21 protein-coding genes and 1 pseudogene are annotated in these 22,267 nt (G+C 69.5%); 14 read left to right on the top strand and 8 right to left on the bottom strand.

Annotated features, from left to right (window positions below):
* The first annotated feature begins 72 nt into the window (after window positions 1-72).
* From OG490_RS35840 to OG490_RS35820, 5 genes are all read left to right on the top strand, one after another.
* The gene (locus OG490_RS35840; protein ID WP_330300446.1) at window positions 73-1,035 is read left to right on the top strand and encodes an AraC family transcriptional regulator; all 963 of its coding nucleotides are present in this window, start codon (window positions 73-75) and stop codon (window positions 1,033-1,035) included.
* A gap of 42 nt (window positions 1,036-1,077) precedes the next feature.
* Window positions 1,078-1,596 (top strand): MarR family winged helix-turn-helix transcriptional regulator, encoded by a 519-nt coding sequence (locus tag OG490_RS35835; protein WP_330300445.1) that lies wholly within the window; start codon window positions 1,078-1,080, stop codon window positions 1,594-1,596.
* A gap of 152 nt (window positions 1,597-1,748) precedes the next feature.
* Complete coding sequence (locus OG490_RS35830; protein ID WP_330300444.1) at window positions 1,749-2,222, top strand: hypothetical protein; 474 nt, start codon at window positions 1,749-1,751, stop codon at window positions 2,220-2,222.
* Window positions 2,223-2,317: 95 nt separating this feature from the next.
* On the top strand, window positions 2,318-3,184 hold the full coding sequence (locus tag OG490_RS35825) for an SDR family oxidoreductase (protein WP_330300443.1): 867 nt from the start codon (window positions 2,318-2,320) through the stop codon (window positions 3,182-3,184).
* Between the two features lie 225 nt (window positions 3,185-3,409).
* Window positions 3,410-3,763, top strand: coding sequence for a hypothetical protein (locus OG490_RS35820; protein ID WP_330300442.1), 354 nt, complete (start codon window positions 3,410-3,412; stop codon window positions 3,761-3,763).
* Between the two features lie 314 nt (window positions 3,764-4,077).
* Here the strand turns inward: OG490_RS35820 and OG490_RS35815 are convergent, their stop codons facing one another.
* On the bottom strand, window positions 4,078-4,536 hold the full coding sequence (locus tag OG490_RS35815) for a MarR family winged helix-turn-helix transcriptional regulator (RefSeq protein WP_330300441.1): 459 nt from the start codon (window positions 4,534-4,536) through the stop codon (window positions 4,078-4,080).
* 340 nt (window positions 4,537-4,876) lie between these two features.
* On the opposite strand from OG490_RS35815, the gene OG490_RS35810 reads away from it, so the two are divergent.
* The 4 genes from OG490_RS35810 to OG490_RS35795 all read left to right on the top strand — a co-directional run bounded on the left by OG490_RS35810 (window position 4,877) and on the right by OG490_RS35795 (window position 9,295).
* The gene (locus OG490_RS35810; protein ID WP_330300440.1) at window positions 4,877-5,380 is read left to right on the top strand and encodes a hypothetical protein; all 504 of its coding nucleotides are present in this window, start codon (window positions 4,877-4,879) and stop codon (window positions 5,378-5,380) included.
* A gap of 287 nt (window positions 5,381-5,667) precedes the next feature.
* A complete protein-coding gene (locus OG490_RS35805) occupies window positions 5,668-6,537 on the top strand; it encodes a hypothetical protein (RefSeq protein WP_330300439.1) in 870 nt (289 codons plus the stop codon).
* 58 nt (window positions 6,538-6,595) lie between these two features.
* Complete coding sequence (locus tag OG490_RS35800; protein WP_330300438.1) at window positions 6,596-6,820, top strand: hypothetical protein; 225 nt, start codon at window positions 6,596-6,598, stop codon at window positions 6,818-6,820.
* Window positions 6,821-7,189: 369 nt separating this feature from the next.
* Window positions 7,190-9,295: a SpoIIE family protein phosphatase gene (locus OG490_RS35795; RefSeq protein WP_330300437.1), complete on the top strand. Its 2,106-nt coding sequence runs from the start codon at window positions 7,190-7,192 to the stop codon at window positions 9,293-9,295.
* Here the strand turns inward: OG490_RS35795 and OG490_RS35790 are convergent, their stop codons facing one another.
* Together OG490_RS35790 and OG490_RS35785 are read right to left on the bottom strand one after the other, a co-directional pair.
* The gene (locus tag OG490_RS35790; protein WP_330300436.1) at window positions 9,296-10,801 is read right to left on the bottom strand and encodes a sialidase family protein; all 1,506 of its coding nucleotides are present in this window, start codon (window positions 10,799-10,801) and stop codon (window positions 9,296-9,298) included.
* Window positions 10,802-11,885: 1,084 nt separating this feature from the next.
* Window positions 11,886-12,161: a hypothetical protein gene (locus tag OG490_RS35785; RefSeq protein ID WP_330300435.1), complete on the bottom strand. Its 276-nt coding sequence runs from the start codon at window positions 12,159-12,161 to the stop codon at window positions 11,886-11,888.
* Between the two features lie 409 nt (window positions 12,162-12,570).
* Here OG490_RS35785 and OG490_RS35780 point away from each other — a divergent pair, with 409 nt between their 5' ends.
* Window positions 12,571-12,795: a hypothetical protein gene (locus OG490_RS35780; RefSeq protein WP_330300434.1), complete on the top strand. Its 225-nt coding sequence runs from the start codon at window positions 12,571-12,573 to the stop codon at window positions 12,793-12,795.
* 72 nt (window positions 12,796-12,867) lie between these two features.
* Here the strand turns inward: OG490_RS35780 and OG490_RS35775 are convergent, their stop codons facing one another.
* Window positions 12,868-13,398, bottom strand: coding sequence for a hypothetical protein (locus OG490_RS35775; RefSeq protein WP_330300433.1), 531 nt, complete (start codon window positions 13,396-13,398; stop codon window positions 12,868-12,870).
* A gap of 287 nt (window positions 13,399-13,685) precedes the next feature.
* Here OG490_RS35775 and OG490_RS35770 point away from each other — a divergent pair, with 287 nt between their 5' ends.
* On the top strand, window positions 13,686-14,156 hold the full coding sequence (locus OG490_RS35770; protein WP_330300432.1) for a hypothetical protein: 471 nt from the start codon (window positions 13,686-13,688) through the stop codon (window positions 14,154-14,156).
* A gap of 103 nt (window positions 14,157-14,259) precedes the next feature.
* On the opposite strand, the gene OG490_RS35765 is transcribed toward OG490_RS35770, so the two are convergent.
* Complete coding sequence (locus tag OG490_RS35765; RefSeq protein WP_330300431.1) at window positions 14,260-15,732, bottom strand: hypothetical protein; 1,473 nt, start codon at window positions 15,730-15,732, stop codon at window positions 14,260-14,262.
* A gap of 566 nt (window positions 15,733-16,298) precedes the next feature.
* On the opposite strand from OG490_RS35765, the gene OG490_RS35760 reads away from it, so the two are divergent.
* Together OG490_RS35760 and OG490_RS35755 are read left to right on the top strand one after the other, a co-directional pair.
* A complete protein-coding gene (locus OG490_RS35760) occupies window positions 16,299-17,417 on the top strand; it encodes an NADAR family protein (protein ID WP_330300430.1) in 1,119 nt (372 codons plus the stop codon).
* 123 nt (window positions 17,418-17,540) lie between these two features.
* Window positions 17,541-18,536, top strand: coding sequence for a hypothetical protein (locus OG490_RS35755; RefSeq protein WP_330300429.1), 996 nt, complete (start codon window positions 17,541-17,543; stop codon window positions 18,534-18,536).
* 15 nt (window positions 18,537-18,551) lie between these two features.
* Here the strand turns inward: OG490_RS35755 and OG490_RS35750 are convergent.
* Window positions 18,552-19,483 (bottom strand): annotated as a pseudogene (locus tag OG490_RS35750) (IS5 family transposase).
* Window positions 19,484-19,609: 126 nt separating this feature from the next.
* Window positions 19,610-20,407, bottom strand: a complete 798-nt coding sequence (locus OG490_RS35745; protein ID WP_330300428.1) for a hypothetical protein — start codon at window positions 20,405-20,407, stop codon at window positions 19,610-19,612.
* A 255-nt stretch (window positions 20,408-20,662) separates the two neighbouring features.
* Between OG490_RS35745 and OG490_RS35740 the strand changes: the two genes are divergently transcribed.
* On the top strand, window positions 20,663-21,736 hold the full coding sequence (locus OG490_RS35740; protein WP_330300427.1) for an IS110 family transposase: 1,074 nt from the start codon (window positions 20,663-20,665) through the stop codon (window positions 21,734-21,736).
* 10 nt (window positions 21,737-21,746) lie between these two features.
* Here the strand turns inward: OG490_RS35740 and OG490_RS35735 are convergent, their stop codons facing one another.
* Window positions 21,747-22,256: an SMI1/KNR4 family protein gene (locus OG490_RS35735; protein ID WP_330300426.1), complete on the bottom strand. Its 510-nt coding sequence runs from the start codon at window positions 22,254-22,256 to the stop codon at window positions 21,747-21,749.
* Between the last annotated feature and the right edge of the window lie 11 nt (window positions 22,257-22,267).

Genomic DNA, 22,267 nt, shown 5'->3' with positions numbered 1-22,267 from the left:
ATGGGGAACGGTCGCGTGGAGATCGGCGTGAGGAGCGGGTGGGGATGGGGAGCGCGTGGGGAGAATGGTCGGATGGACGCGCTGACGGCTCTGCTCGAAGGTCCCAAGGCCAGGTCGGCCTTCCTCATCAAATCGGTCTTCAGTCCGCCCTGGGCGGTCCGGATCGAGGACCGGGCGCCGCTGTCGGTGATGACGATGGTGCACGGGTCGGCGTGGCTGCTGCCGGACGGGGGTGAGCCGGTGCACGTCGCGCCGGGCCAAGCCGCCCTGGTACGGGGACCTGACGCCTACACCCTGTGCGACGCCAAGGACACGCCCGCGCAGATCAGGGTGGGTCCGGACCAGAGGTGCAGCAGGATCGAGGACGGGGAGGACGTGTGCGACTCCATGACCCTCGGCGTGCGGACCTGGGGCGAGGTGGCCGGCTCGGCGGTGCTGCTGAGCGGTACCTACCAGGACCCGGGCGAGATCGGCAGCCGCCTGCTCACCGCGCTCCCCCCGGTCCTGGTCGGTCCCGTGGACCCCACGCTGGTGGGCCTGCTGAGCGGGGAGATGTCCCGTACGGAGCCGGCCCAGGAGGTCGTCCTGGACCGGCTGCTGGACCTGCTGCTGATCGGCGTCGTACGCGGCTGGCTCGCGGAGCGCGGCGGCGCCGAGAACGACCCGGTCACCGGCCCGGCACTGCGGCTGCTGCACGAGAACCCCGCGTACGGCTGGACGGTGGAGGCTCTGGCCCGCAAGGTCGGCGTCTCGCGGGCCGCGCTGGCCCGCCGCTTCACCGAGCTGGTCGGCGAGCCCCCGATGGCCTACCTGACGGGCTGGCGCCTTGCCATGGCGGCGGACCTGCTCCGCGACCCGTCCACGACGCTCGCCTCGGCCGCCCACCAGGTCGGCTACAGCTCCGCCTTCGCCCTCTCGACGGCCTTCAAACGGGTCCGGGGGGTCAGCCCCCGGGAGTACCGCACGGGGACGACCGCTTCGGGAGCGGTGGCGTCCGCGGCCACCACAGAGTCTTCTCGCGCAGGCGGACGTTGAACGGCCTTGACAGGCCAAGTGGTTAGCCGCCATATTATTCATATGACAAGGGATGGCATCGACGGCGAGGCGCCCACGCTCGAGCAGGCCAGGCTGCAGGTCGAGCACTACGGCCTGGACGTCGATCCGCAGGCGGTGCTGGTCGCGGTGCGGCTGATCTCGGCGGGCGCGAGGGTCGGCCGGGCGGCCGAGGCGCATTTCGCCAGGTTCGGCCTGTCGACGGGGCGATACCGCCTGCTCGCCGACCTCGAAGACCACGGCGGGGAGAAGTCCCCCTCGCACCTTGCGGTCGACCTCGGCGTCTCCAGGGCCACGGTCACCGGCCTGCTGGACGGCCTTGAGCGCGAGGGCCTGATCGCCCGCCGGCCGTCCACGGAGGACGGCCGGGGCACCGTGGCCATCCTGACCGCGCGCGGGGCGCAACGCCTGCGCGACATGGCGCCCGAGCACTTCGGGCGGCTCGAGGCGATGGTGGACGGGCTTTCCACCGAGGAGCGTGCGGTGTTCCTGGATCTGCTCGCCCGCGTCGTGCGCGGCAGTGCGGCTCTGGCCGCCGACTGACCCGCCCCTCCATCAGGTTGGCCCCACCCGCCGGGTAGGGCCCTTTTTTCGACGCAATAGTTAGCCACCTAATTACATTGGCGGGGGTAGGCCTGCCAGCCCTACCCGCCGCACCCTTCGCGCCCTCACACCGAATGAGAAAGAGGCCCCGCATGCCCGCAACGAAGGACAGAACCAGCCGAAGCCGGGCAGCCTCCCGGCCACTGCGTCCGTTCATCCTGTGGCGCGAGGTGCTGGCCGCCTACGCCGCCCCCGCGCTGATGGCAGGTACTGCTGGAGCCGTCACCGGGCAGCACGACCTGGTCGTCGCCGCCTGCACCACCATCGCCGGGACCTCCGCCGTGGTGGCGTTCCTCGTCGGAACCTGGCTGAGGCACGGCGGGCAGCCCCGACGGTGGACCACCACCACGCCGCGCGTGGCCCTGACCGGCGTACTCGTCATCACCGTCGCCGGAGCGGCGGCCCTGCTGGGGTGGTTCGCCACGCAATGGCTGCCCGCCCACACCCCGATCCCCACCGCCCCGTGGCTGGAGCGCCTGCGCATAGACCTGCCCGTCTCCGCAGCCCTCGCCACCACCATCGTCACCCTGCGCTGGCGCAGCACCACCACTGCACCCCGGCCGTAACCCGCCCCGGCACCACACCGGACCCACCCGACCGAACCAGCCAACCAGCCCCGCCCGCACCCGCCGCCGGGCAGTCACCAAGGAATGAGCACACGATGATCGTTGTCATGGGAGCGACCGGAGCGACCGGGAACGCCCTGCTCCACAGCCTCCTCGCACTCGGCACACCCGTCCGCGCACTCACCCGCACCCCGCACAGGTCGATCCCCGGCATAGCCGGCGCACACCAACCGCCCGTCGAGGTTCAGTACGCCGACGCCGCCGATCCCGACTCCCTGCACACCGCCTTCAAGGGTGCCGACCAGCTCTTCCTCGCGATGGCCAACAGCCCCGTACAGGTCGAACTCGAAACCCGAGTCATCGACATCGCCGCCAGCAGCGGCATCGGACACATCGTCAAGATCTCCGCACCCGCCGCCGAACCCGACTCCCCGGTCGCCATCTCCCGCGGACACCACGCCGTTGAGGAACACCTGCGCGCCAGCGGCCTCAACCACACCATCCTGCGCCCCTACGCATTCATGCAGAACCTCCTGCGTCTGGCCCCCGCCGTCGCCCAGGGCGTCATCCTCGGCTCGATGGGCGACGCGGCCTGCAACTACATCGACTGCCGCGACATCGGCGATGTCGCCGCTGCCGCCCTCACCCGGCCCGACATGGCCGGCGCGACCTACTCCCTGACCGGACCCGAAGCCGTCTCCTACCCCGAACTCGCCTCACGACTGACCGCTCTGACCGACAATCAAATCCGCTACATCGACCTCACCCCGGGCGAGCTGCGCGACAACCTCGTCCACAAGGCCCACATGCCCACCTGGCTCGCCGACCACGTCACGGAGATCCAGCAACTCGCCATCGCCCGGCCCGAAACACCCACCACCACCGTCAGCGACATCCTCGGCCGCCCGCCCCGCACCCTCGACGCCTTCCTGCACGAACACCAGGCCCACTTCCAACGATAGGCAACACGCCAAAGGGCGCAGACCGAAGCCGTCGACGGTGCGTGGCGGGGCACTTCGGCCTTGCGTGCCCGCGATTCGACGAACTCCCCAGGTTCTCGTACCCGACGTTCGCCGTGTACGACGGAGTGCGGCCGACCTGCGAGGCGATGGATTTGGTAAATCTCCTGCAAAGCTAGGGAGTTGGGGCATCGGGGAAGAACTCCCTCCGGGCCTACGGTGACCCGCATGACGAAGAGCGACGGGAACGACGAGCAGAAGACCGATGTCCGCGTGAGCATCATGGGTGGTCACCGCCTGGAGGGAAAGACCCTTCACGAGCGGACGGTGACGGCGTCCCTCATCGGAGGCGCCCACATCGACCTCACGGACGTCGACCTCCCCGACGGGGCCGAGGTCAAGATCACCAAACTCAGCCTCATCGGGGGCGTCACCCTTAAGGTCCGTCCGGACGTCACCGTGAAGGTCGGCGGCATCAGCCTCGGCGGGGTCACCGACGCAGGTCCCGCCTCGCCGGGCGGGCCGACCGTACGGGTGGACGCCTGGGGGCTCCTGGGCGGCGTACGCGTGGAGCGCGGCTGAGGTCCGCCAGGGTCGGCGCCCGGGCCCGCAAGGCCACGGGTGCCGATGCCGACGGCGGCGGCAGGGAGAGGTCCGCGCCGCCAGCCTGTGCGCGAGCAGGCCCATGTACAGGGCGGCGTTCGCGCAGAGGGCCACAGTGCCAGGCGATGGAGCGGAGCGCGAAGAGGTAGCGGTCGGTGACGGCGAAGGGCCAGCCTGTCGTCCATGATCTCGGCCTGGATGCCGGTCAGGATCGGCACGGCTCCGGGGGTGGTGATCTCGGCGAGCACCGGTGGGGCCGGCAACCCGGCCAACCATTCCGGTCGCAGCACCAGCTAGTGGTGCCAGGCACGCCCGCCCGTGTTGTGGATGAGTCGCTGCAGCACCTTGAGCGTGGTGAGGTACTCCTCATCCGAGACGTCCGCGTGCCGTTCCGCCCAGAGTTCGGCCTGGAGGGCCGCAGCCTTGTCGTAGAACGCCCGTCCCTCTGCCGTCATGCGCAGCCGTCCCTCGGCGTCCTCGGTGATCCAGCCCTGGGTAACGGTCCGGTCCATCTCCGACTCCAGGGCTTCCCGGCCCTCGTCGAGGTAGTCACGCAGGATGCGAGACACCTCTTCGCGGGTCTTGACGGTGTCGGCGCGCGCGACTTGCGCGAGGATCCACCACTGCGGCTGGGTGGTACCGATCGCGTCGAGTGCGCCCCGGGTGCGGGTGACTACGGCCTTGTAGGCCGCCCAACTCCAGTAGCCGATGGGCTGCTTGATCAATTCGGCGTCCGTGTGCGAATACTCCATGGCCGGCTCCTTTGTCCCTTGTTCTGGCTGGCCCGACGAGACCGACCCTAGGAGCTCAACCAGACTTGAGGTCAAGGCCGTTCGGCGAGAGGTCCCCAGGAGAGGTCACCGACCGCAAGGCGGATCCGACCGGCCCGAGGGAGTCATCCGGCCAATCGCTTGGCATGGCCCTGACATTTCAAGGTCCTTGTGACACGTTCCGTGCGTGCCCCGGTCCGCCCGGGCGCGCAGCCCTCCCCCGGCCGTACCCCGCGGATTCCGCCCCCGCCGACCGGGTGCACGCCGGCGCGGCCCACCCAGGCCCCGCTGACCCCACAAGGACGTGGCAAAGAGGAGCGACATGATGAAGATCTCGGCATTGTTGGGCGTCACCGCCCTGGCAACCGCGCTGGTCGTCGGCGGGTCGACGGCGGCGTCGGCCCTGGGCCCCACGGCCGACCAGCGAGTGGACGGCGTGATCGTGGTCTCGGGCAACACCTGCACCTGGACCAACGCCCGTACGAGCGCCAACCCGCCCAGCGCCCTGACCGTCGACCGCACCAGCATCAACGCGCCCGGAGGCAACCTGGCCTGCAGCGGCGGCATCACCGCCGCCCTCAACAACAACCCGGCCTTCGCCTTCGACGACGCCAACGGCCTCGCAAAAACGGACGCCATCGACATCTCCGGCAAGCAGAGCTTCGTGTCCTGCCGCTTCAAGGCCACGAACATCGTGTGGAAGCGCGACGGATCAACCCGCAAGTACGTCAACCAGGCCTTCACGGCGACGAAGGTGTCGGGGAGCTTCCTGTGCCCCGGCTCCGTTACGACCGGCGCGGGCGAGGCCTCCATGCTGTTCCACTGACCCGCTGATCCGCTGACCCACGTGCGCCGCAGCCCCGTACCGGGTTGCGGCGCACCCGGCCCGGACCCGCCGGGGCGCGGTCCCGCCGTCCGGATCGAAGAATCGATTATGCATACGGCGGGCCGAAAGGCGGTACACAGCGACAGGTGGCGGATGCATGTCCACCCGTTCGACTGACATCCCCCCACGTCCGGACGCACATCCGCATGATCGAGCCGTCTCCCGGTGAAGCTCGTCGGCGTCTGGCAGCCGCCGCTGCCGCCCCGAGACGAAAGGCCGGCAACTCCATGTTGATCGTCCAGCTCGCCCTCGTATCAGAGACTCAAACCAATCAGATCAGCCCCTCGCAGCTCAACCGCGTGGCAGCCGCTCTCCAGAAGCAGGCCACCCGCGACTTCGGCCCGCTCTGGCAGGTCGACGCGACCGTGGACGCCTTCGACCGGCTCGAAGACGTCCCGGTCGGGTACTGGCCGCTCATCGTGGTCGACGACGTCCCCGACGCGGCGGGCTTTCACACGGACGAGAACGGACAGCCGTTCTCCCTGATCGAGTTCGGCGACAGCTGGTCGCTGACGGCGAGCCACGAAATGCTGGAGATGTGCGCCGACCCGTTCGGGAACCGTCTGATTGCCGGCAAGTCTCCTCACCCGGACCAAGGCGTGGTCGAGTTCCTCGTCGAGGTCTCGGATCCCTCGGAAGCGGCCGAATTCGGCTACACCGTCAACGGCCTGCTCGTCTCGGACTTCTTCACCCCCAGGTTCTACGATCCGGTCACCACCGAAGGTGTCCGCTACAGCTTCGGCGGTCACATCACGAAGCCCCGGCAGGTGCTGCGCGGCGGGTACATCAGCTGGCGCGAGCCGGTCTCCAACGAGTGGTGGCAGCAGACCTGGTTCAAGGGGTCGGAGCCGAAGTTCCGCAACCTGGGGCCCCTGACGGGCAGCGGCAGCCTCCGAGCGGCCATCGACGCCAAGACCAAGACCGTCAGTCGCCTCGCCGTCAGCGGTCCCGCCTCCAAGCCCTTCAGCGCCGCGCGGACCCTTACCGCCCTGGCCAAGGAGTCCACCAACGCGCGGGCCGAAGCATGGCGTGCCGAGATCGGGCGCCTGAAGGTCTCGAATCCTGCGGCGAAGGCCTGGAAGGGCAAGAAGAGTTGACGGTCACCGGCTCCCGACTCCCAGTACGGCCTTCAGCCCGGATGTCAGGGCGGCCGTCGTGAGCGATGACGCTCAGCAGCGCAAGGAACGCGCGGAGAAGATGCGCCAGAGGATCCGTCGGCCCGCGCCCGGTCCGCCCGGTCCGACGGGGCCGACCCCGGCCGAGGACGAGCCGCCGGACGGGCAGAGCCTGAAGGACCGCATCGAGCGACGCATGCGTGAACTCGACGAAGCCGACCGCAATGATCACCCTCCCTCCTCGAGTGATGACGGCGCGCCCTGACCGAACGGCGCTTCTCAGCGGATGGCTCCGGCCCGGCGTCTCCTGCCGGGCCGGAGCGGACGGGCCAGGCCGGGCCGGAGCGGACGGGCCAGGCCGGGCCAGGCGCCGGGCCGGACGCGGCCAGCGCGTCCCTTCCGAATCCTGACCGGCCCTCGACGCCTTGCCAGATCCAAAAGCGACGGCCGCGAGACCGGCCCGCCAGTTCCCTTCAGTGACTGCGAGTGCTTCGCCTCCACCGCCTCCGGATGGTGCGGTCGGCCCATCCGGGGGGACCATGGAAGCCGAGGCACCCACAGACACGGGAGGCAGGCAGGGGCCAGTGCCAACGGACGGCCCGCGCGATGCCGGCAGGTGGAAGGAGAGCCTGCGATGAGCGCAAGTGAGGGGGGTCTGGTTGATGCCGGCCAGCCGGAGGGAGGCGCGCCGCAGCCGAGCGGGCTGATGGACCTCCTCGGTGTCGCCGCGGTGCTGCTGAACGCGGAAGGGCGGATCGTCCTGTGGAGCCCGCAGGCCGAGGACCTGTACGGCTACACCGCCGAAGAGGCGCTGGGGCAGTACGCAGCGTCGCTGCTCGTCCGGGAAGAGCACTGGGCACTGCTGATCAAACTGTTCGCCCACGTCATGGGGACCGGTGAGAGCTGGGCCGGAGCGTTCCCCATTCGGCACAAGGACGGCAGCACCCGCCTGGTGGAGTTCCGCAACATGCGGCTGCTGGACGACCACGGCGACTTCTACGCCCTCGGGCTCGCCACGGACGAGCCGACGTTGCGCGAGCTGGAGCGGGATGTCGCGCTGTCCACCCGGCTGGTTTCCCAGTCCCCCATCGGGCTGGCGATCCTCGACACCGATCTGCGGTACGTGGCCGTCAACCCCGCCCTGGAGCGGATGCACGGCATGCCCGCGAAGGATCACCTCGGCCGCCACTACCGCGAGATCATGACCGCCGAGAAGTTCGGGGTGCCCGAGGCCGCGATGACGGAGGTCCTGGAGACCGGGATTCCGATGGTTGACCAGTCCACCATTGTCGGCCACACACCTGGCGACCCTGATCAGCACGCCTGGTCGATCTCTCTGTACCGGCTGGAGGACCCCCAGGGGCGGGTTCTCGGGGTGGCCGACCTGGTAGTGGACGTCACCGACCGATTCCAGGCCGCCATGGAGGCTACGGAGGCCCGGCGGCGCCTGGCCCTGATCGCCGACGGCTCCGCCCGGATCGGCACCACCTTGGAGGTGGATCAGACCGCCCGTGAGCTGGCCGAAGTCGTTGTTCCCGAGCTCGCCGACGTGGTCGCGGTCGATGTGCTCGACTCCGTCCTCGGTGAGCACCGCCCGGGTCCTGCACCCATCGACGGCCCGGCGTTCTTTCGCGCGCTGGCTCTGAAAGCCGCCTATCCCACCGAAGCGGTCCAGGCCGCCGATCCGCCCGGCACGATCGCCGCCTACGCCGCCGACCGCGTGGCCACCGAGACCGTACGCACCGGCCGGCCGCTGCTGATCCCCCACGCCGACGGCAACGATCTGGCGCGCATCGCCCGCGACAGCCACTCCGCCGGCCTGCTGGCCAGCGCCGGCGTGCATTCCTACATGTCGGTCCCGCTCATCGCGCGCGGTCAGGTCCTCGGCTTCCTGGGGCTCACACGGGCCCGCAATCCGGTGCCCTTCTGCGAGGACGACCTCGCCCTCGCGGTGGAGCTGGCTTCCCGCGCCGCCGTGTGCATCGACAACGCCCGCACGCACCAGAGCGTGCGGAACGCCGCCGAGACCCTGCAGCGCAGCCTGCTCCCCAGCCACCCGGCACGTCTTCCCGGTCTGCAGATCGCCTCCCGGTACCGGCCCGCGCAGGCCACGTACGAGATCGGCGGCGACTGGTACGACGTCCTCCCCCTTGATCACGACAAGACCGCACTCGTCGTGGGCGACGTCATGGGCAGCGGCATCGACGCCGCCGCCACCATGGGCCGCCTGCGCACCGCCACCAGCGCCTTTGCCGACCTCGATCTCAACCCCGACCAGGTCCTCCAGCACCTCGACAAGATCACCTCAGGGCTGGAGCACTACATCGCCACCTGCGTCTACGCCGTCTACGACCCCCACCGCGCCGAATGCCGCATCGCCAACGCCGGCCACCTGCCGCCCGCCCTCGTACGCAGCGGCAAGCACCCCGAACTCCTCGGCCTGCCCACCGGCACCCCGCTCGGAGTCGGCGGCGTCCCCTTCGAGACCACCACCTTCGGCCTCGACCCCGGCGACCAGCTGGTCCTGTACACCGACGGGCTGGTCGAAACCCGCCACAACCCCATCGATGAGCGACTCGAGACCCTCCTCGACCTGCTCGACGTGCCTGATCGTTCCCTGGAGGAGACCTGCGACCGGCTCCTGCGCGAACTCCGACGTCCCGACGACCCGGACGACGTCGCCCTGCTCATCTGCCGCACGCAACCCTTCGCCCTCGGCACCGAGCCGCCTCAGCGGTGATCACGGAGTCGGTCCGTGGGTGCGCAGGCTGCTGGTGTACACGTCCGTACGGTTCTGTGGTGCGTCGGAGTTGGTTTCGGTGAGCACCGCCCGCACTCCCTTGCCGTCTGCGACCAGGCCTTGGTAGTCGCCGAGGAAGTAACCGCCGGCGTACGGCGCCTGCAGCCAGTCGAAGACCCGTGAGATCCGTCGTTCGGTCCGGAGCTCCGGGTTTCCGTGCGGCAGTGTGGCCAGCTGATAGGCGGTGGGCAGGGTGGTGGTGTCGCCCGGCTCGAGGAAGCGCAGGTCGTAGTAGGTGAGCGCGACCGTGCCCCGCTCGTCGACCGCGATCGACGGGGAGAAGGCCGGCACGTCCTCAGGGCTGATCAGCTCGGGGGTTCCCCAGGTACGTCCGCCGTCAGTGGAACGCACGAGCTGGACGGAGTCGAACCTGCCGCCGGAGAAGTCCGAGCCCTCGTAGGCCATGTACAGCGCGCCCGACTTGGGGTCGACGGCAGGGCTGGGCAGGGTGGCGGCGGCGCGCAGCAGTTTGGTGGGGTCGTTCGGGTCGACCTCCGGTACGGAGGTGTCGCGGGCCACGGTGGCCGGGGCGCTCCAGGTCTCTCCGGCGTCGGTGGAGGTGACCACCTCGTAGCGGGCTTCGGTGACGGTGCTCAGGTCGTCGGTGTAGGTGATCCGGTCGTAGAAGTCGTACAGGGTGCCGGTGTGCCGGTCGACGACGATCGCATGGCCGATGGTCTGGGTGTTGGGGACGGCGCCGGTATCGACGAACCGCCGGGCCTCGGACCAGGTGCGGCCGCCGTCGCGGGTGAGGGAGATGTAGCCGGGACCGTCGAGGGAGCTGGGGCCGGGCGGGTCGTTGTGGAGGCGGTCCCAGACCTGGTAGGCGGTGCCTTGGCGGATCGGGTCGGCGGTGATCGAGGGCTTGTCGTTGAAGAACGGCTGTTCGTCGACGTGGGTGGTGGTGAGGTTCTGCCAGGTGCGGCCGCCGTCGTGGGACGTGGCGGCCAGGAGGGCGCTGCGCGTGCTCCTGGTGAAGTCGACGCCTTCCCCGCTCGCGTAGACGGTGCCGTCCGGGCCGGTGCTCACCCAGGGGTCGGAGGCCCGCTCGTAGTCCGCGCCGCCGGGGGCGCACAGGCTGAACGGCAGCGTGCTCCGGTGGAAGCTGTGGCCGTCGGTGGTCCAGGAGGCCACCAGGCCGCGGGCGGCGCCGTCGTTCCAGCGGTCCTGCTGGTACACGGTGACCACGCGTTTCGGGTCGCGCGGATCGACGGACAGGTACGGCTCGACCTCGGTGCCCGGGTAGACGGTGCTCTCGGGGGAGATCGCGCCGATGGTGCAGTGCGCGTACGGGTCGCCCTGGGACACCTTGACCAGCGGTGTGCTGTCGGGGTTCCGGTCTGCCGCGGCGGGGGTCGCGCCGGTGACCGTGACGAGCAGGAGCGCCGAGGTGGTGACGGCGGTGCTGACGGCGGTCAGGGGCGGGGGCAGGAAGACGCGGCGCATGCAGGGATCTCCTCCGGGCCTGTCGGCCGGGGTATGGGACCGCCGTCATCGGGGCGGCCTGGGGCGCGGAGGAGTACCGGAACGCGAGGGTGGGGCGACTCCTTCTGCTCCTCTTCGGCGTGGCAGCCGGTGCCCTTGATGGGCCGAACGACGGAGTCGTCCCGTGAGTCGCCCCTGGGGTCGTCCCCGGAGTCGTCGAGGAGCATGGCGAAGCCGACCGGCGGGTGCACCATGCCGGTCGGCTCCTTGGTCGTGCGTTCTTCTGCGGCTGTTCAGGACCTACCGAGTGTCAACAACCCTCGCGATCAACGCAGTTGGGAAACCCCGAAAACATCAGTACAGGCAGGAAATGCGAACGACCTCGTCGGGCCGAGGCCGTCCAGGGTGGCGGTGAGCACGGCGTTCAGGACAGCGCGGACCGTCTCGAAACGGTGACAGCCTTGGCTTCGAGACGGTCGATGTCCGCCATCGCGCGTGCCGCGGTGTCTGGACGGGCGCAAGCACTCCACCCAACGGTGGAGCGGGCGCCATCACTCCATGGGCACCGCGCAGGGTTCATGGGCTCATGCGCACCGCGCCGGGTGCACCGGCCGGACTGGTTGCCCGGCCGTGCGCCGGCCGGTCAATCGACAGCTGGCGTGGTCCCGTCAGGCAACGCGCAGTAGTAGCCGGCGTAGGGGCGTGAAAGCACCTGTCCGCCGGCGGCCGTGCAGTCGTCTCTGGAGATGTTCGGAGACGAGGCGGCCCCGGCGCTGACAGCGCCGACGACGCTCGCGCCGGCAAGGGTTGCCGAGGCCAGGGCGAGGCCCAGAATTCTTCGCATACGCATGACTTCCTCCTCTCAGGCGCCTTCGTTCGGCCTTCGGGAAGGACAAGTCTCAGGACGACGGCGCCCTCTTACCCAGCATGGGCGCTCCACATGAGGCCCGCGAGGCGAGGCGGGGCGCCGCGCCCGGGCGGTGACTGCCCGGCTCCGGAGAGGCATGACGTCACCGACCTCGACCGGACGAATAGGCACGCCGCATGCGCGTAGGTGCGTCGGTGAGGCAGCGCGGCGGCAGAAGGGAGGCGACGTCGACGACCTCTAACGCGGTTCGTAAGCAGCCGCCCGGCAGGCACCGGTCGCGGCGCCGCCCGCCACTCCGGCCCCGGCCAGCCCGTTCACACAACTCTGCAGATCTCCGACCACGCCACGGCCGCAGGCCGCCGCGACGGAGTCGAAATCGGTGGCACCGGCCAGTTCTGCCATCTGTGTGCAGGCGGGGATGTCCGCCCGGACAGCAGGAGCGGCGAGGACCGCGCCGCCGAGGGCAAGGGTCAGGCCGGTGAGCGCACCGGCGATACGGGTCGACGTGCGCATGGGACGTACCTGCCTTCCGGGTTGGTCGCGCGGTCCTGGTCCCGGCGGGCCGGACCCACGCGGTGGGGCCGCCTGGCGGCGCTCGGCGAGTGGTGCCGTCGCCAAGCACAAAGAGAGGGCGCGGACCGGAGGAGGCGCACTCGACCTCGAACCTCCAGTCGCGGACTCCTCACTCCAGCGTCGCACCCTCTCCCCCGCCCGTCCTGGGGACCCGAGGATGCGGCGGCGCTGAGTGACTGCGGTGGTGCGGAGCGCGCTGGCCAGCCCGTCCAGCGGACCAGACGGATCGGACGGCCCAGGTCCCGCCCGTTCACCCCGCCACCCGAACGGCCCAACAAGACGTGCCACCCGCATCGGTGAGAAACTGACTTAGTGCCCCAACCGAGGCAATCCGTGAAAGGGGAACCACATGCGCATTCGACGAATCCTCGCTGCCGTCATCGCCACGGTAGCCCTCGCCGGACTCGGCCTCACAGGAGCCGCCACCGCCACCGCCATTACCACTGCCACCACTCAGAGTGCCCCATCCGTAGTCACCCCTTCTGAGTGCAAGCAGGGCGGCGGAACGCCCGCGATCAACGACGCGGGCAACTACTGCAGGGGCGGTATGTACGACGGGGAGCAAGTCGACTAAACCCCACAAGGCGCCCCACAGCCACGCGCCGCGGGGCGCTTCTGCGCGAGCGTAGCCGGGAGTTTCGGCTCCTCAGAACGCCTTCAGGTAGACCCGTGCACGGCCGTCGCCGACGTCCTGGACGAAGATGGTGACGGACTGGACGGTGGACCGGCGCTCGTCCTTGATGCAGGGCGGGCACACCGAGGCGGTGCGGACCCTCTGCTCGGTTTCCGGTTCCGGCAGTCCGAGGTGGGACCACGGGGTGGCGGGTGTGTACGTCTTGGGGTCGCGCGGGGTGTTGGCCCGCAGAGGTTCTTCCGGCCGCATGTCAGCGACGAAGGCTTCGACGTCGGCCGCGGGTGCGGTGAAGGCGATCAGGTAGGTGGTGTCCTGAAAGCCGTGTTGCACGGCCCCCTTCACCTCGGTGGCGCCGGCCGGCGTCCGGACGCGCATGAACCCCGCTGCCTCGGTGGCACCTTGGCCCTCTACCCAGACCGGCCCCCCGCTACGGTCCTTCGGCGAGCCACTGCCGCTCTCCGTGCAGGCGGTGGCTGACAGGGCCAGCAGGGACGTCGCCGCCGCGGAGGCGACGTGGATGACGAGGGAGCTCGTTCGCTTCACCGGTTCTCCTTCTCACCCCGGGCGGGGTCCTTGCGTGTGCCGTCCCGGCCGGCGTAGCCCACCGGCACGTCCGGGGTGAATGGCGAGTCCACCCCCACCGTTGATCATCCTCCCCGACTCGTAGAGTTCCGGAAGCAGTACGGGTACTTGCTTCCGGCCGCCCCGTGGTCTGGTCGGCTCTGCACAGAGCAAGTGATCATGGCTCCGCGCGCCGCCGCGTACCTCGCTGTCCTTCGACCCCGCCACCGAAACCGACTCCCCGACTCCCCGAGAGGACCCAACACCTGATGTCCATATGGCCTTCGATCGTTGCCGTACTCGGTACCCTCGCCGGTGCCCTGACCGCGGGACTCCTCCAGCACCGTTCGGCACGTTCCGCACGCGCCGAGGAGCGCGACGACAGCCACCGCCAGGACCAGCTCGGCGCCGTCACCGACTTCGCGGCCGCCCTGGACGCGCACCGCTCGGCGATGTTCCACCGGGAGCGGCTGACCCTGACCGAGGCGGGTACCGAGCACCAGTTGGAGGCCCAGACGCGGTCCCACGACACCCGGGCGGCCATCACCGCGCCCCACATCCGCCTTCAGGTCCTGTTCCCCGAGCTGGCCGGCCCCGCCCAGCAGGCCGCGGATGCCACGTACGAACTACGCAAGGCCACCAACCGGACCGAGCTGGACGCCCGGAGGCACGAGGCCAAGGAAGCATCCGCCGCCTTCATCGCCGCGGCCGCCACACGGCTCAGCCCCAACCACCGCTGACCGAAGGCGATGAGTGCCAGCGTCTACTGAGCCTGCCCTCGGGGCGGAGCCCGGAGCCGTGGCCGTGGTGGCCCCTCCCCCGGTTGCGGCGCGCGGGCTGGTGTCAGAGTCCGGCCAGCGCGAGGAGCCGGTGCATGTGCGCGGGCGGCAGGCTGGGGTTGCGAGCCGCGGCGGACGCGACGGATTCCGATGGATCGGCCAGGAGATGCGTCAGGTCGTGGGCCGACAGTCCGGGATGGGCCGCAACGGCGCGGCGCACGGTGTGATCGGGATCGGCGGCAAGGCTGTGGGCGAGTTCCGCCGGAAGGTCGGGGTCGCGCGGGGCCAGCTGCCTCATCCTCGGGTCGGGGTCGGCGGCAAGGCGTCGAAGGACGTCCACGGGGAGGGGAACGTCGTCGGCGGGGCGCCACCCGGACTTCTTGTCCGGGCGGTAGCCGCGCTCGATGCGTTCGGCGGTGACGGGGTCGATCCGGTCGCGGGCGTTCAGGGCCATCGTCGTGCGAACGACGCTCTCCTCGTCGTCAAGCAGCCTGGCCACGACCGTTGCGGGAAGGCTGTCGGACATCGCTGCCGAGGCACGGAAGCAGGGGTAAGGCGAGTCTGCGTACGGCAAGGGGTCGGCAGTCACCCATGGCAGACGCAGTGCCCGTAGTTCCGGACGTGCCATCTCGCTCATGAGGATCCGGTCGAGCGCGTCGTCGTCCAGGTCCTGGTGGTTGGCAAGCCAGTCAGACGGGGGCTCATCGGAGAGGATTTGCCTGTGGATCGCGGCGCGGATCGACTCTGGGCTGTCCTGACGTGCGAAGACGCCGATCCTGACCCACAAGTTGGGATCCTCGGCGAGGATGTCGGGCAGCGGCGCCGGGAGGTCAGGATGCTCCGCGAGTTCTCTGCGCACCTCTTCGTCCGGATCATGGGCCAGCCGATACGCGGTGTCGGCATCCAGCCTGCAGTGCCGAACGGCACCGGCGCGTGTGACCGGGTCCGCCAGCAGCGCCGGAAGCAGGTCGGCAGGCGGGACGGGATGAGGAAGGCGTCGGTAGTAGGTCGAACAGGCTGCGGCGCGCACCGTCGCGTCGTCATCCGACAGCAGGAGGCGGCGCACCGGCTCGGGGGCCTGCGTCCACCACTGGGCGAGCGCGGCCCGGATCTTCGGCTCCGGGTCGGCAGCCAGTCGGGCACGTAGATCCGCCGGCACGCAGTCGCTCTCCGCCAGCTGTTCGCGCACCAGCGGGTCCGCGTCGCCGAGGAGCCGCTCGAACAGCTCGCGGGGTGCATCGTCGGCGCCCACTACGACGGCTGCGCGTATCAACGGATTCGGATGTTCGGCAAGTGCCATCCGGAAGGCGTACGGGAGACTGCGATTGAGGGCGAGTGAGTGCGTAAGCCAGAGATCGTCGATGGCGACGATCTCAGCGATCATGTCGTCGGTGAGGTCCGGACGCTTGGCGACCCTGCCGAGCCCCTTGCTTTGGGCGAAAAGACGGCGGACCAGCTCGGGAGGCAGCGAGGGGTTCTCCGCGAGCCCCTCCACCACCTTGCCCAGGTGGACCGGCGGCGGGGTGGCGTCCGACATGGCAGGTGCCCCTTCAACCTCGGAGAGCTGACCGCCGAGTGTCTCACGCACAGTCAGCCGAGAAGCCGGGTCCGGGCACACCGTTCTTTGAGGTCCTCGGGTGCTCCCTGGCCGATGTCCTGGCGAACCTGGACAACTCCCAGATCTCCGGCTGAGAGTCGAGCTGCACCAGGCAGCCTCGGAGTCAGGCTGGTTCGTGCCAGGTCTCATGCAAAGCACACAGAGCGGCCGCCTTGGCTGAAAGGTAAGCCACCGCCCCCAGGGCCGCGCGTCCCACAGACCTGGTGCGCAGCGTCGTCCCCGTAGACCCGGCCTGTGTCCGAACGCCGCCCGGACACTCCGCACACCCACCGCTACGACTCCTGAACCGACCCGAACGGCTTCACGCAGCTACTTCGACGCAGTCCACCAGCGAGGCGGCCACTTCGTTCGACTTCGCGAGGCCGACAGATGCAGTGCCTGTGGCCCCCGACCTTTTGTCCGCGGACAAGAGGTCGGCGGGAACAGTGTTCTCAGCCCGGGGAAAATCAAGGTCTTCCTGGCAGCCGCTGCGACACAATCAGAGGATGATCGGCAGACGGATCACTCATCGCACCGTGGACGGCGTCCGCATACCCGGAACCTGGCGGCCCGCCTTCATCCGCAACGGCCCCTACCACCTCACCGAACTCTTCATCTACGCCGACGGGATGATCGACTGCTGGGGTCTGGTCACCTTTGAGGAGTTCGAGGAGAAGCTCCAGACCGGCTGGGTGGCCACCAGCCTCCCGGACGGCGCTCCGGCATCGGTGCACGGTCTGGCGCGCTGGAGGTTCGGCGAGCCCCGGAGTCTGCTCACGCCCGACCTGCTGGCCGCCGAGGTCCGCGACACCATTGACCAGCTGAACGGACGGCCCGACTCCACCGGCCGTTGCCTGGCCGCCGTCGAAGTCTTCCTCGCTGACCGGACGGAGGAGAACCGGGCTGCGGCGCGCACCGCGTTCATGGCCGTCCCGGTCTCGCGGCGCCGCTACGCGCTGAGCGACATGGACAGGAAGGACTGGCCGCTGCGGGTGCTGGTGGCAGGGCCCGGCGGTCAGACCTATCTGCCGATGGATTCGCCGGTCACACAGGAGCAGTACGACAGGGCCCTCGTGTACTTCGAGGAGCGGGCCCAGTTGCTGGCCGAGGCCCGCGCGCGAGTTCCAGCAGACGGACCGGAGGCTCCGTACGCTCCGGTGATCCATCTCCATTACTCGAATTCCAACAAGCCGGTGGCCGACCCCGGCCTGCTCGGTCTGCGTAACGGCTACCCCGCCCCGATCACCGTGGGGAAGACCACCTACCCCTCCGTCACCCATGCCTACTGGGCCTCGTCGGCTGCTCAGCCGGAGGCGCGCGCTGCGATCGCCGCAGCGGACACCGCCGCCGAAGCAGGCAAGCTCGCAGCCGGGGCACCGCGCCGCGAGGGCTGGGCGCACGCCCGCACCGCCGTCATGACCAGCCTGCTGCGCGCCAAGTACGACCAGCATCCCGAGCTGGCCGAGATCCTGCTGGCCACAGACGACGCCACCCTGGTCTACGAGGATCTGGACTCGGCCTTCTGGGGTGACAAGTCCGGCCGCGGCCGCAACTGGGCGGGACGCCTCCTCGAACTCGTCCGATCCGAACTCCATGTGCGGCGAGCCGGGATCTCCGGGCTGTGACCGGGCCCGGCGAGTGATCCCGTAGGGCCGCTCAAACGGTGGGACGGGACGTGAAGTCCTCACGGACGGAGGCTCGAGGCAATCCGTTCGCTCGGCCCCTTCCCGGGCGCGTACGGTCTGCGCATGACCAGGACCACGCCCGCCAGACCGGTATCCGTCGAGGCCGTCTTCCCGGAGCTGGCCGACCACCGGGGCCGGACGACCCGGCTGCACCCCAGGCCGGGGCGGCCCGGCATGCGCGACAGCCATGTCGGCGGGCCGATGCTGTGGCCGGAGGCCGAACCGTGGCCGGTCTGCAAGGAAACGCACCAGCGTGAGACCGAGGGGTACACGCCGGACGAGATCCGCCGCGCCCGGGCCGCGGACGTGTGGCCGAGGAGGCAGCCGTGGCCCGGCACCGGAACGCCCGGGGAAGACGGGCCGGTGCCGCTCATGGGGATCGCCCAGTTCTTCCAACGGGATGTCCCGGGCCTGGCGGCCGGGCCCGACGGTGCGGACCTGGTGCAGCTCTTCCGCTGCCCGTTCACCCACGGTCCGTACCTGGAGCGCCGCTACCGGCTGCGGTGGCGAGGGGCCGAGGAGACCGAGCAGGCGGAACGCTTCCTCGCCGTCCCGCCCGAAGTGCCCCTGCTGGCATGGGAACACGAACTGCCCGAGCCGTGTGTCCTGCATCCCGAGGAGGTGGACACCTGTCCCTGGGCGGAGGACGACACGTTGCCCGCCCCGCTGATCGCACGCATCGAGGCATGGGACGACGCCCAGGCCGCCGAACACGGCCCCGACGCACCCAACTACCAGTCCGACTTGTCGATCCCGCCCGGCTGGCGGGTCGGTGGTTTTCCCAGCTGGGCGTCGACGGGCCCGATGGCCATCGGCTGCGCATCCTGCGCGACCCCGATGCGGCTGCTGCTGACAGCCGGCTGCAATGAGATGGACGCCGGATCGCACAGCTGGGCGCCACTGGAGGACCGTGACCCCTCCCTACGGGGGAAGGACTCGATCCAAGGCGGCCGGTCCGTCGCCCAACCCACTCGGCTCCGCTTCGGCAGGAACCATGACCTGCACGTCTTCACATGCCCGGCCGATCCCGCACACCCGCCCCAATGGGTGCTCTCCTAGGCACTGTTTCTTGGATCATGTGCGGAGCCAGATGATGAGGGCTGCGAGGGTGACGGTGCCGAGGTAGATGTAGGCACGTTTCTCGTAGCGGGTGGCGACGGCGCGGAAGCCCTTGAGCCGGTTGATGGCTCGTTCGACGGTGTTGCGTTTCTTGTATCGCTCGCTGTCGAAGCCGGTGGGACGGCCGCCTCGGGAACCTCGGTTCTTGCGGTGTCTTTGCTGGTCGAGGCGTTCGGGGATTGTGTGCCGGATTCCGCGTCGTCGCAGGTAGCAGCGGTTCCTTCGGGATGTGTAGGCCTTGTCGGCCAGGACATGGTCGGGGCGAGTGCGGGGCCTTCCGACGCCGATGCGGGGTACGGAAACCTGCTCCAGCACCCGCTCGAACTGGGGCCCGTCGCCGTAGTGTCCGGGTGTCAGGAGGAGGGCGAGAGGCCGGCATCGGCCGTCCGCGACGAGGTGGATCTTGGTGGTGAATCCGCCGCGGGAGCGTCCCAGGCACTCGCCGATCTGACCACTTCTTCGAGCCGGACCTCCAGTTTCCGCAACACCGGATCGGCCTGGTTCGTCCCCCGAACGTCCCCCTTTTGAGGACCGGATGCCGCCGGTGTCTTCCTCGCGCCGGCAGCGTGCTGGTGGGCCCGCACTGCTGTCGAGTCCACCGACACCTCCCAGTCGATCCGGCCCGCGGCATCCTCGGCTGCCTGAATCCGAGAGAGCAGCATCGCCCACGTCCCGTCCGCTGACCAGCGGCGATGGCGTTTATAGACGGTTTCCCACGGCCCGAACCGCTCCGGAAGATCCCGCCACTGCACACCGGTCCGGACCCGGTAGAGCACCCCGTTGATGACCCGGCGGTGATCACTCCACCGGCCTCCACGAGCACCACCAGGAGGCAGGAACGACTCCAGCCGGTCCCACTCAGCGTTCGTCAGATCCCCACGGCCCATACGGCAAGCCTGACCCCAACACCCCACTCACGTCAGGAGATCCGAGAAACAGTGCCTAGGACCCACCGGTACGCCGGGCGGACGACGAAAGGGGCCCGACTTTTGTCCGCGGACAAAAGTCGGGGGTCACAGCGGAAGCACGGGCCGGGTGGAGAAGTCCTCACAGAGGTCTTCACCGTCCGGGCCGTAGACGAACTCGGCCATGGCGGGGTTGCGGTTGGCGGTGGCCAGAGGGAGCCAGGCCAGCAGGTTGCCGTACCCGCCGCACACCGACTCTCCACCATCCCCGCCGTGGACCGCTGTGACGTCGCTGGTCAGCTCCGCGCTGTAGGTGTCGTAGGCGATGCGCAGGCCGAACGCACCGAGCCTGCTGTGCGGACCAGTCGGATCGCCGTAGGGGATGCGGTCGAGCGGGCAGTCGTCACCCCACCGGAAAAGAGTGGCAGCGCCCGCTCCGCACGCGTGCTCCCACTCGTCGGAGGTGGGCCTCCGCAGGCCGCGTGCCACGAGCACGGCCGGCATGTCGGCGGGCAGCTCGGTCAGGGCTTCGGACTCCACGGCCATCAGCACCGTGGCCAGGGTGGCGCTCCGGTACGGGCTGAGCACTTCCGCCAAGTAGGCCCGGAGATCGAGGCCGTACCCGAAACCCTCCTCCAAGCTCGCCGCGTAGTCGAGGATCTGCTCGGGCGTCGGCCGCCAGCTGTCCAGATCGAACCCGAGGTTCACCGTGCCACCGGGTATCAGGGCGAACTCCGTACCGGCGCGCTCGATCCGGACCCGGTGCAGCGGGGCACCGAGGTGCTCGACAGTCTCGACGGAGACGACACGGCCCTCCACCAGGTCCGCGGCCTGCTGGGCGATGCGGCGCGCAGCGGGAAGGTCGGCGGACCGCCACTGATCGAGCGTGAGTTCGGCGAGAGACATGGCCGCAGTGTGGCAGGCGGGTCTGACAGTGAGGATGTAGGCGGCATCGCTCGGGGGCCTGACTCTGGGTCTGACTGGCGCTTCGGCTGCCTGTGCGTTGAATCGTCGGCCCCCGAGGGATGCCACCGCGTGTGCTCGCGGGTGTCCGTGACCTCATAGGAGCTTGGCCACCAGCCTCTTCACTGTCTTGTCCGTCTGCCCGGGCAGCACGCGCTGTGTCTGCACGCTTCAGACGGAAGGACGGCAGAGCCGAGCATGACAGTGCCCGAGATAGCAGTGATCGGCGGAATCGACACCCATAGAGACGTCCACCAGGCCGCAGTGATCGACTCGGTCGGCCGTCACTTGGACACGCAGTCCTTCGCAACGAACGCGGCCGGATACGAGCAACTGCTGGCCTGGCTCCACTCCCAAGGCGAGGTCATCGCGGTCGGGATGGAGGGCACCGGGGCCTACGGCGCCGAACTCGCCCGGTTCCTGACCACGAACGGCATCACGGTCGTGGAGGTCGACCGCCCAGACCGCAGGGCCAGGCGGGCTCACGGCAAGTCCGATCCGATCGACGCCTACGCCGCGGCCACCGCGGTCCTGTCCGGCCGGGCGAGCGGAACCCCGAAGAGCCGGGACGGCATCGTGGAAGCGATCCGTGCCCTGCGCTTGGTCCGCAAGAGCGCAGTCAAGGCCAGGACGCAGACGATCAACCAGATCCGCGCTCTGGTGGTCACCGCTCCCTCCGCCCTGCGAGACAAGCTGCGTGGCCTGCCCACCAGCCCGCTGATCGACACCCTCGCCCGGACCCGGCCAACCGGTGATCTCGCGGATCCGTCCTGCGCGGCCAAGACGGCACTTCGTCGCCTGGCCAGGCGCTACCAGACCCTTCAACAGGAGATCAAAGAGGCCGACGCGGACCTCGCTCCGCTGGTATCCCGGGCGGCACCCAGTCTCGTCGCCTTGTCCGGAGTGGGGACCGAGACGGCCGGCCAACTGCTGATCACCGCGGGAGACAACCCCGACCGGCTCAGATCCGAAGCGTCCTTCGCCCACCTGTGCGCCGCGGCCCCGGTCCCGGCCTCATCGGGCCGCACCAACCGCCACCGCATCAACCGCGGCGGAGACCGACATGCCAACAGCGCCCTCTACACCATCGTCCTGGTTCGCATGCGGCACGACGAACGGACACGGAACTACATGGCCAGACGCACTGCCGAGGGCATGTCCACCAAGGACATCATGCGGTGTCTCAAGAGGTTCGTCGCCCGTGAGATTTACAGGCACCTCGTGAGCACCAACACCCTGAACACGACAGGCTCGGCCAGAGCCGGATCATGAAGCCGACCGATTACGGTCCGCCGGAATCGAGCGACGTGGCCGCAACCAGACGCTCAACGAACGCTTGGAAGTCCGCGGCCAGCGGGAGCTCCATGCCGTCGTCCACGTCGAACCACGTCACGGACGGCTCCCCGCGCTTCCCGCACCCCCGATAGTCGAGAGCGATCCAGCAGTGGCCATCACCGGACAACAGAACCAGAGGGGACGGAAGACCCCACTCCTCGACCAGATAGGCCGTGTCCAGCAAGGACAACTGACCGTCGTGAGGGCCGATGCCCATCACGTCGTCGAGCGGAACGTGATTCTCGCTCCACGACGTCGGCACATCGGTCGGGAACGCGTTCCACAGCTCCGCCACCGCACCGCCGTTCTGGACCCGCAGGATCTCCACCAACGAAGCCGGCAGACGGACACCGAGCCGACGCTCGGCTTCCTGAACGACCGCGTCGGTCAGCGGTGGCTGAACCCCATACCGGCCCTCGCCCCAGAACGTCGCCTTGACCTCATCAAATCGCGCCACGAACGCATCCT

Origin of the sequence: Streptomyces sp. NBC_00503 (assembly GCF_036346895.1) — a bacterium.
Taxonomy (GTDB): domain Bacteria; phylum Actinomycetota; class Actinomycetes; order Streptomycetales; family Streptomycetaceae; genus Streptomyces.
Note: the sequence above shows the minus strand (reverse complement) of the source record. Positions and strands in the feature narration are given on the sequence as shown.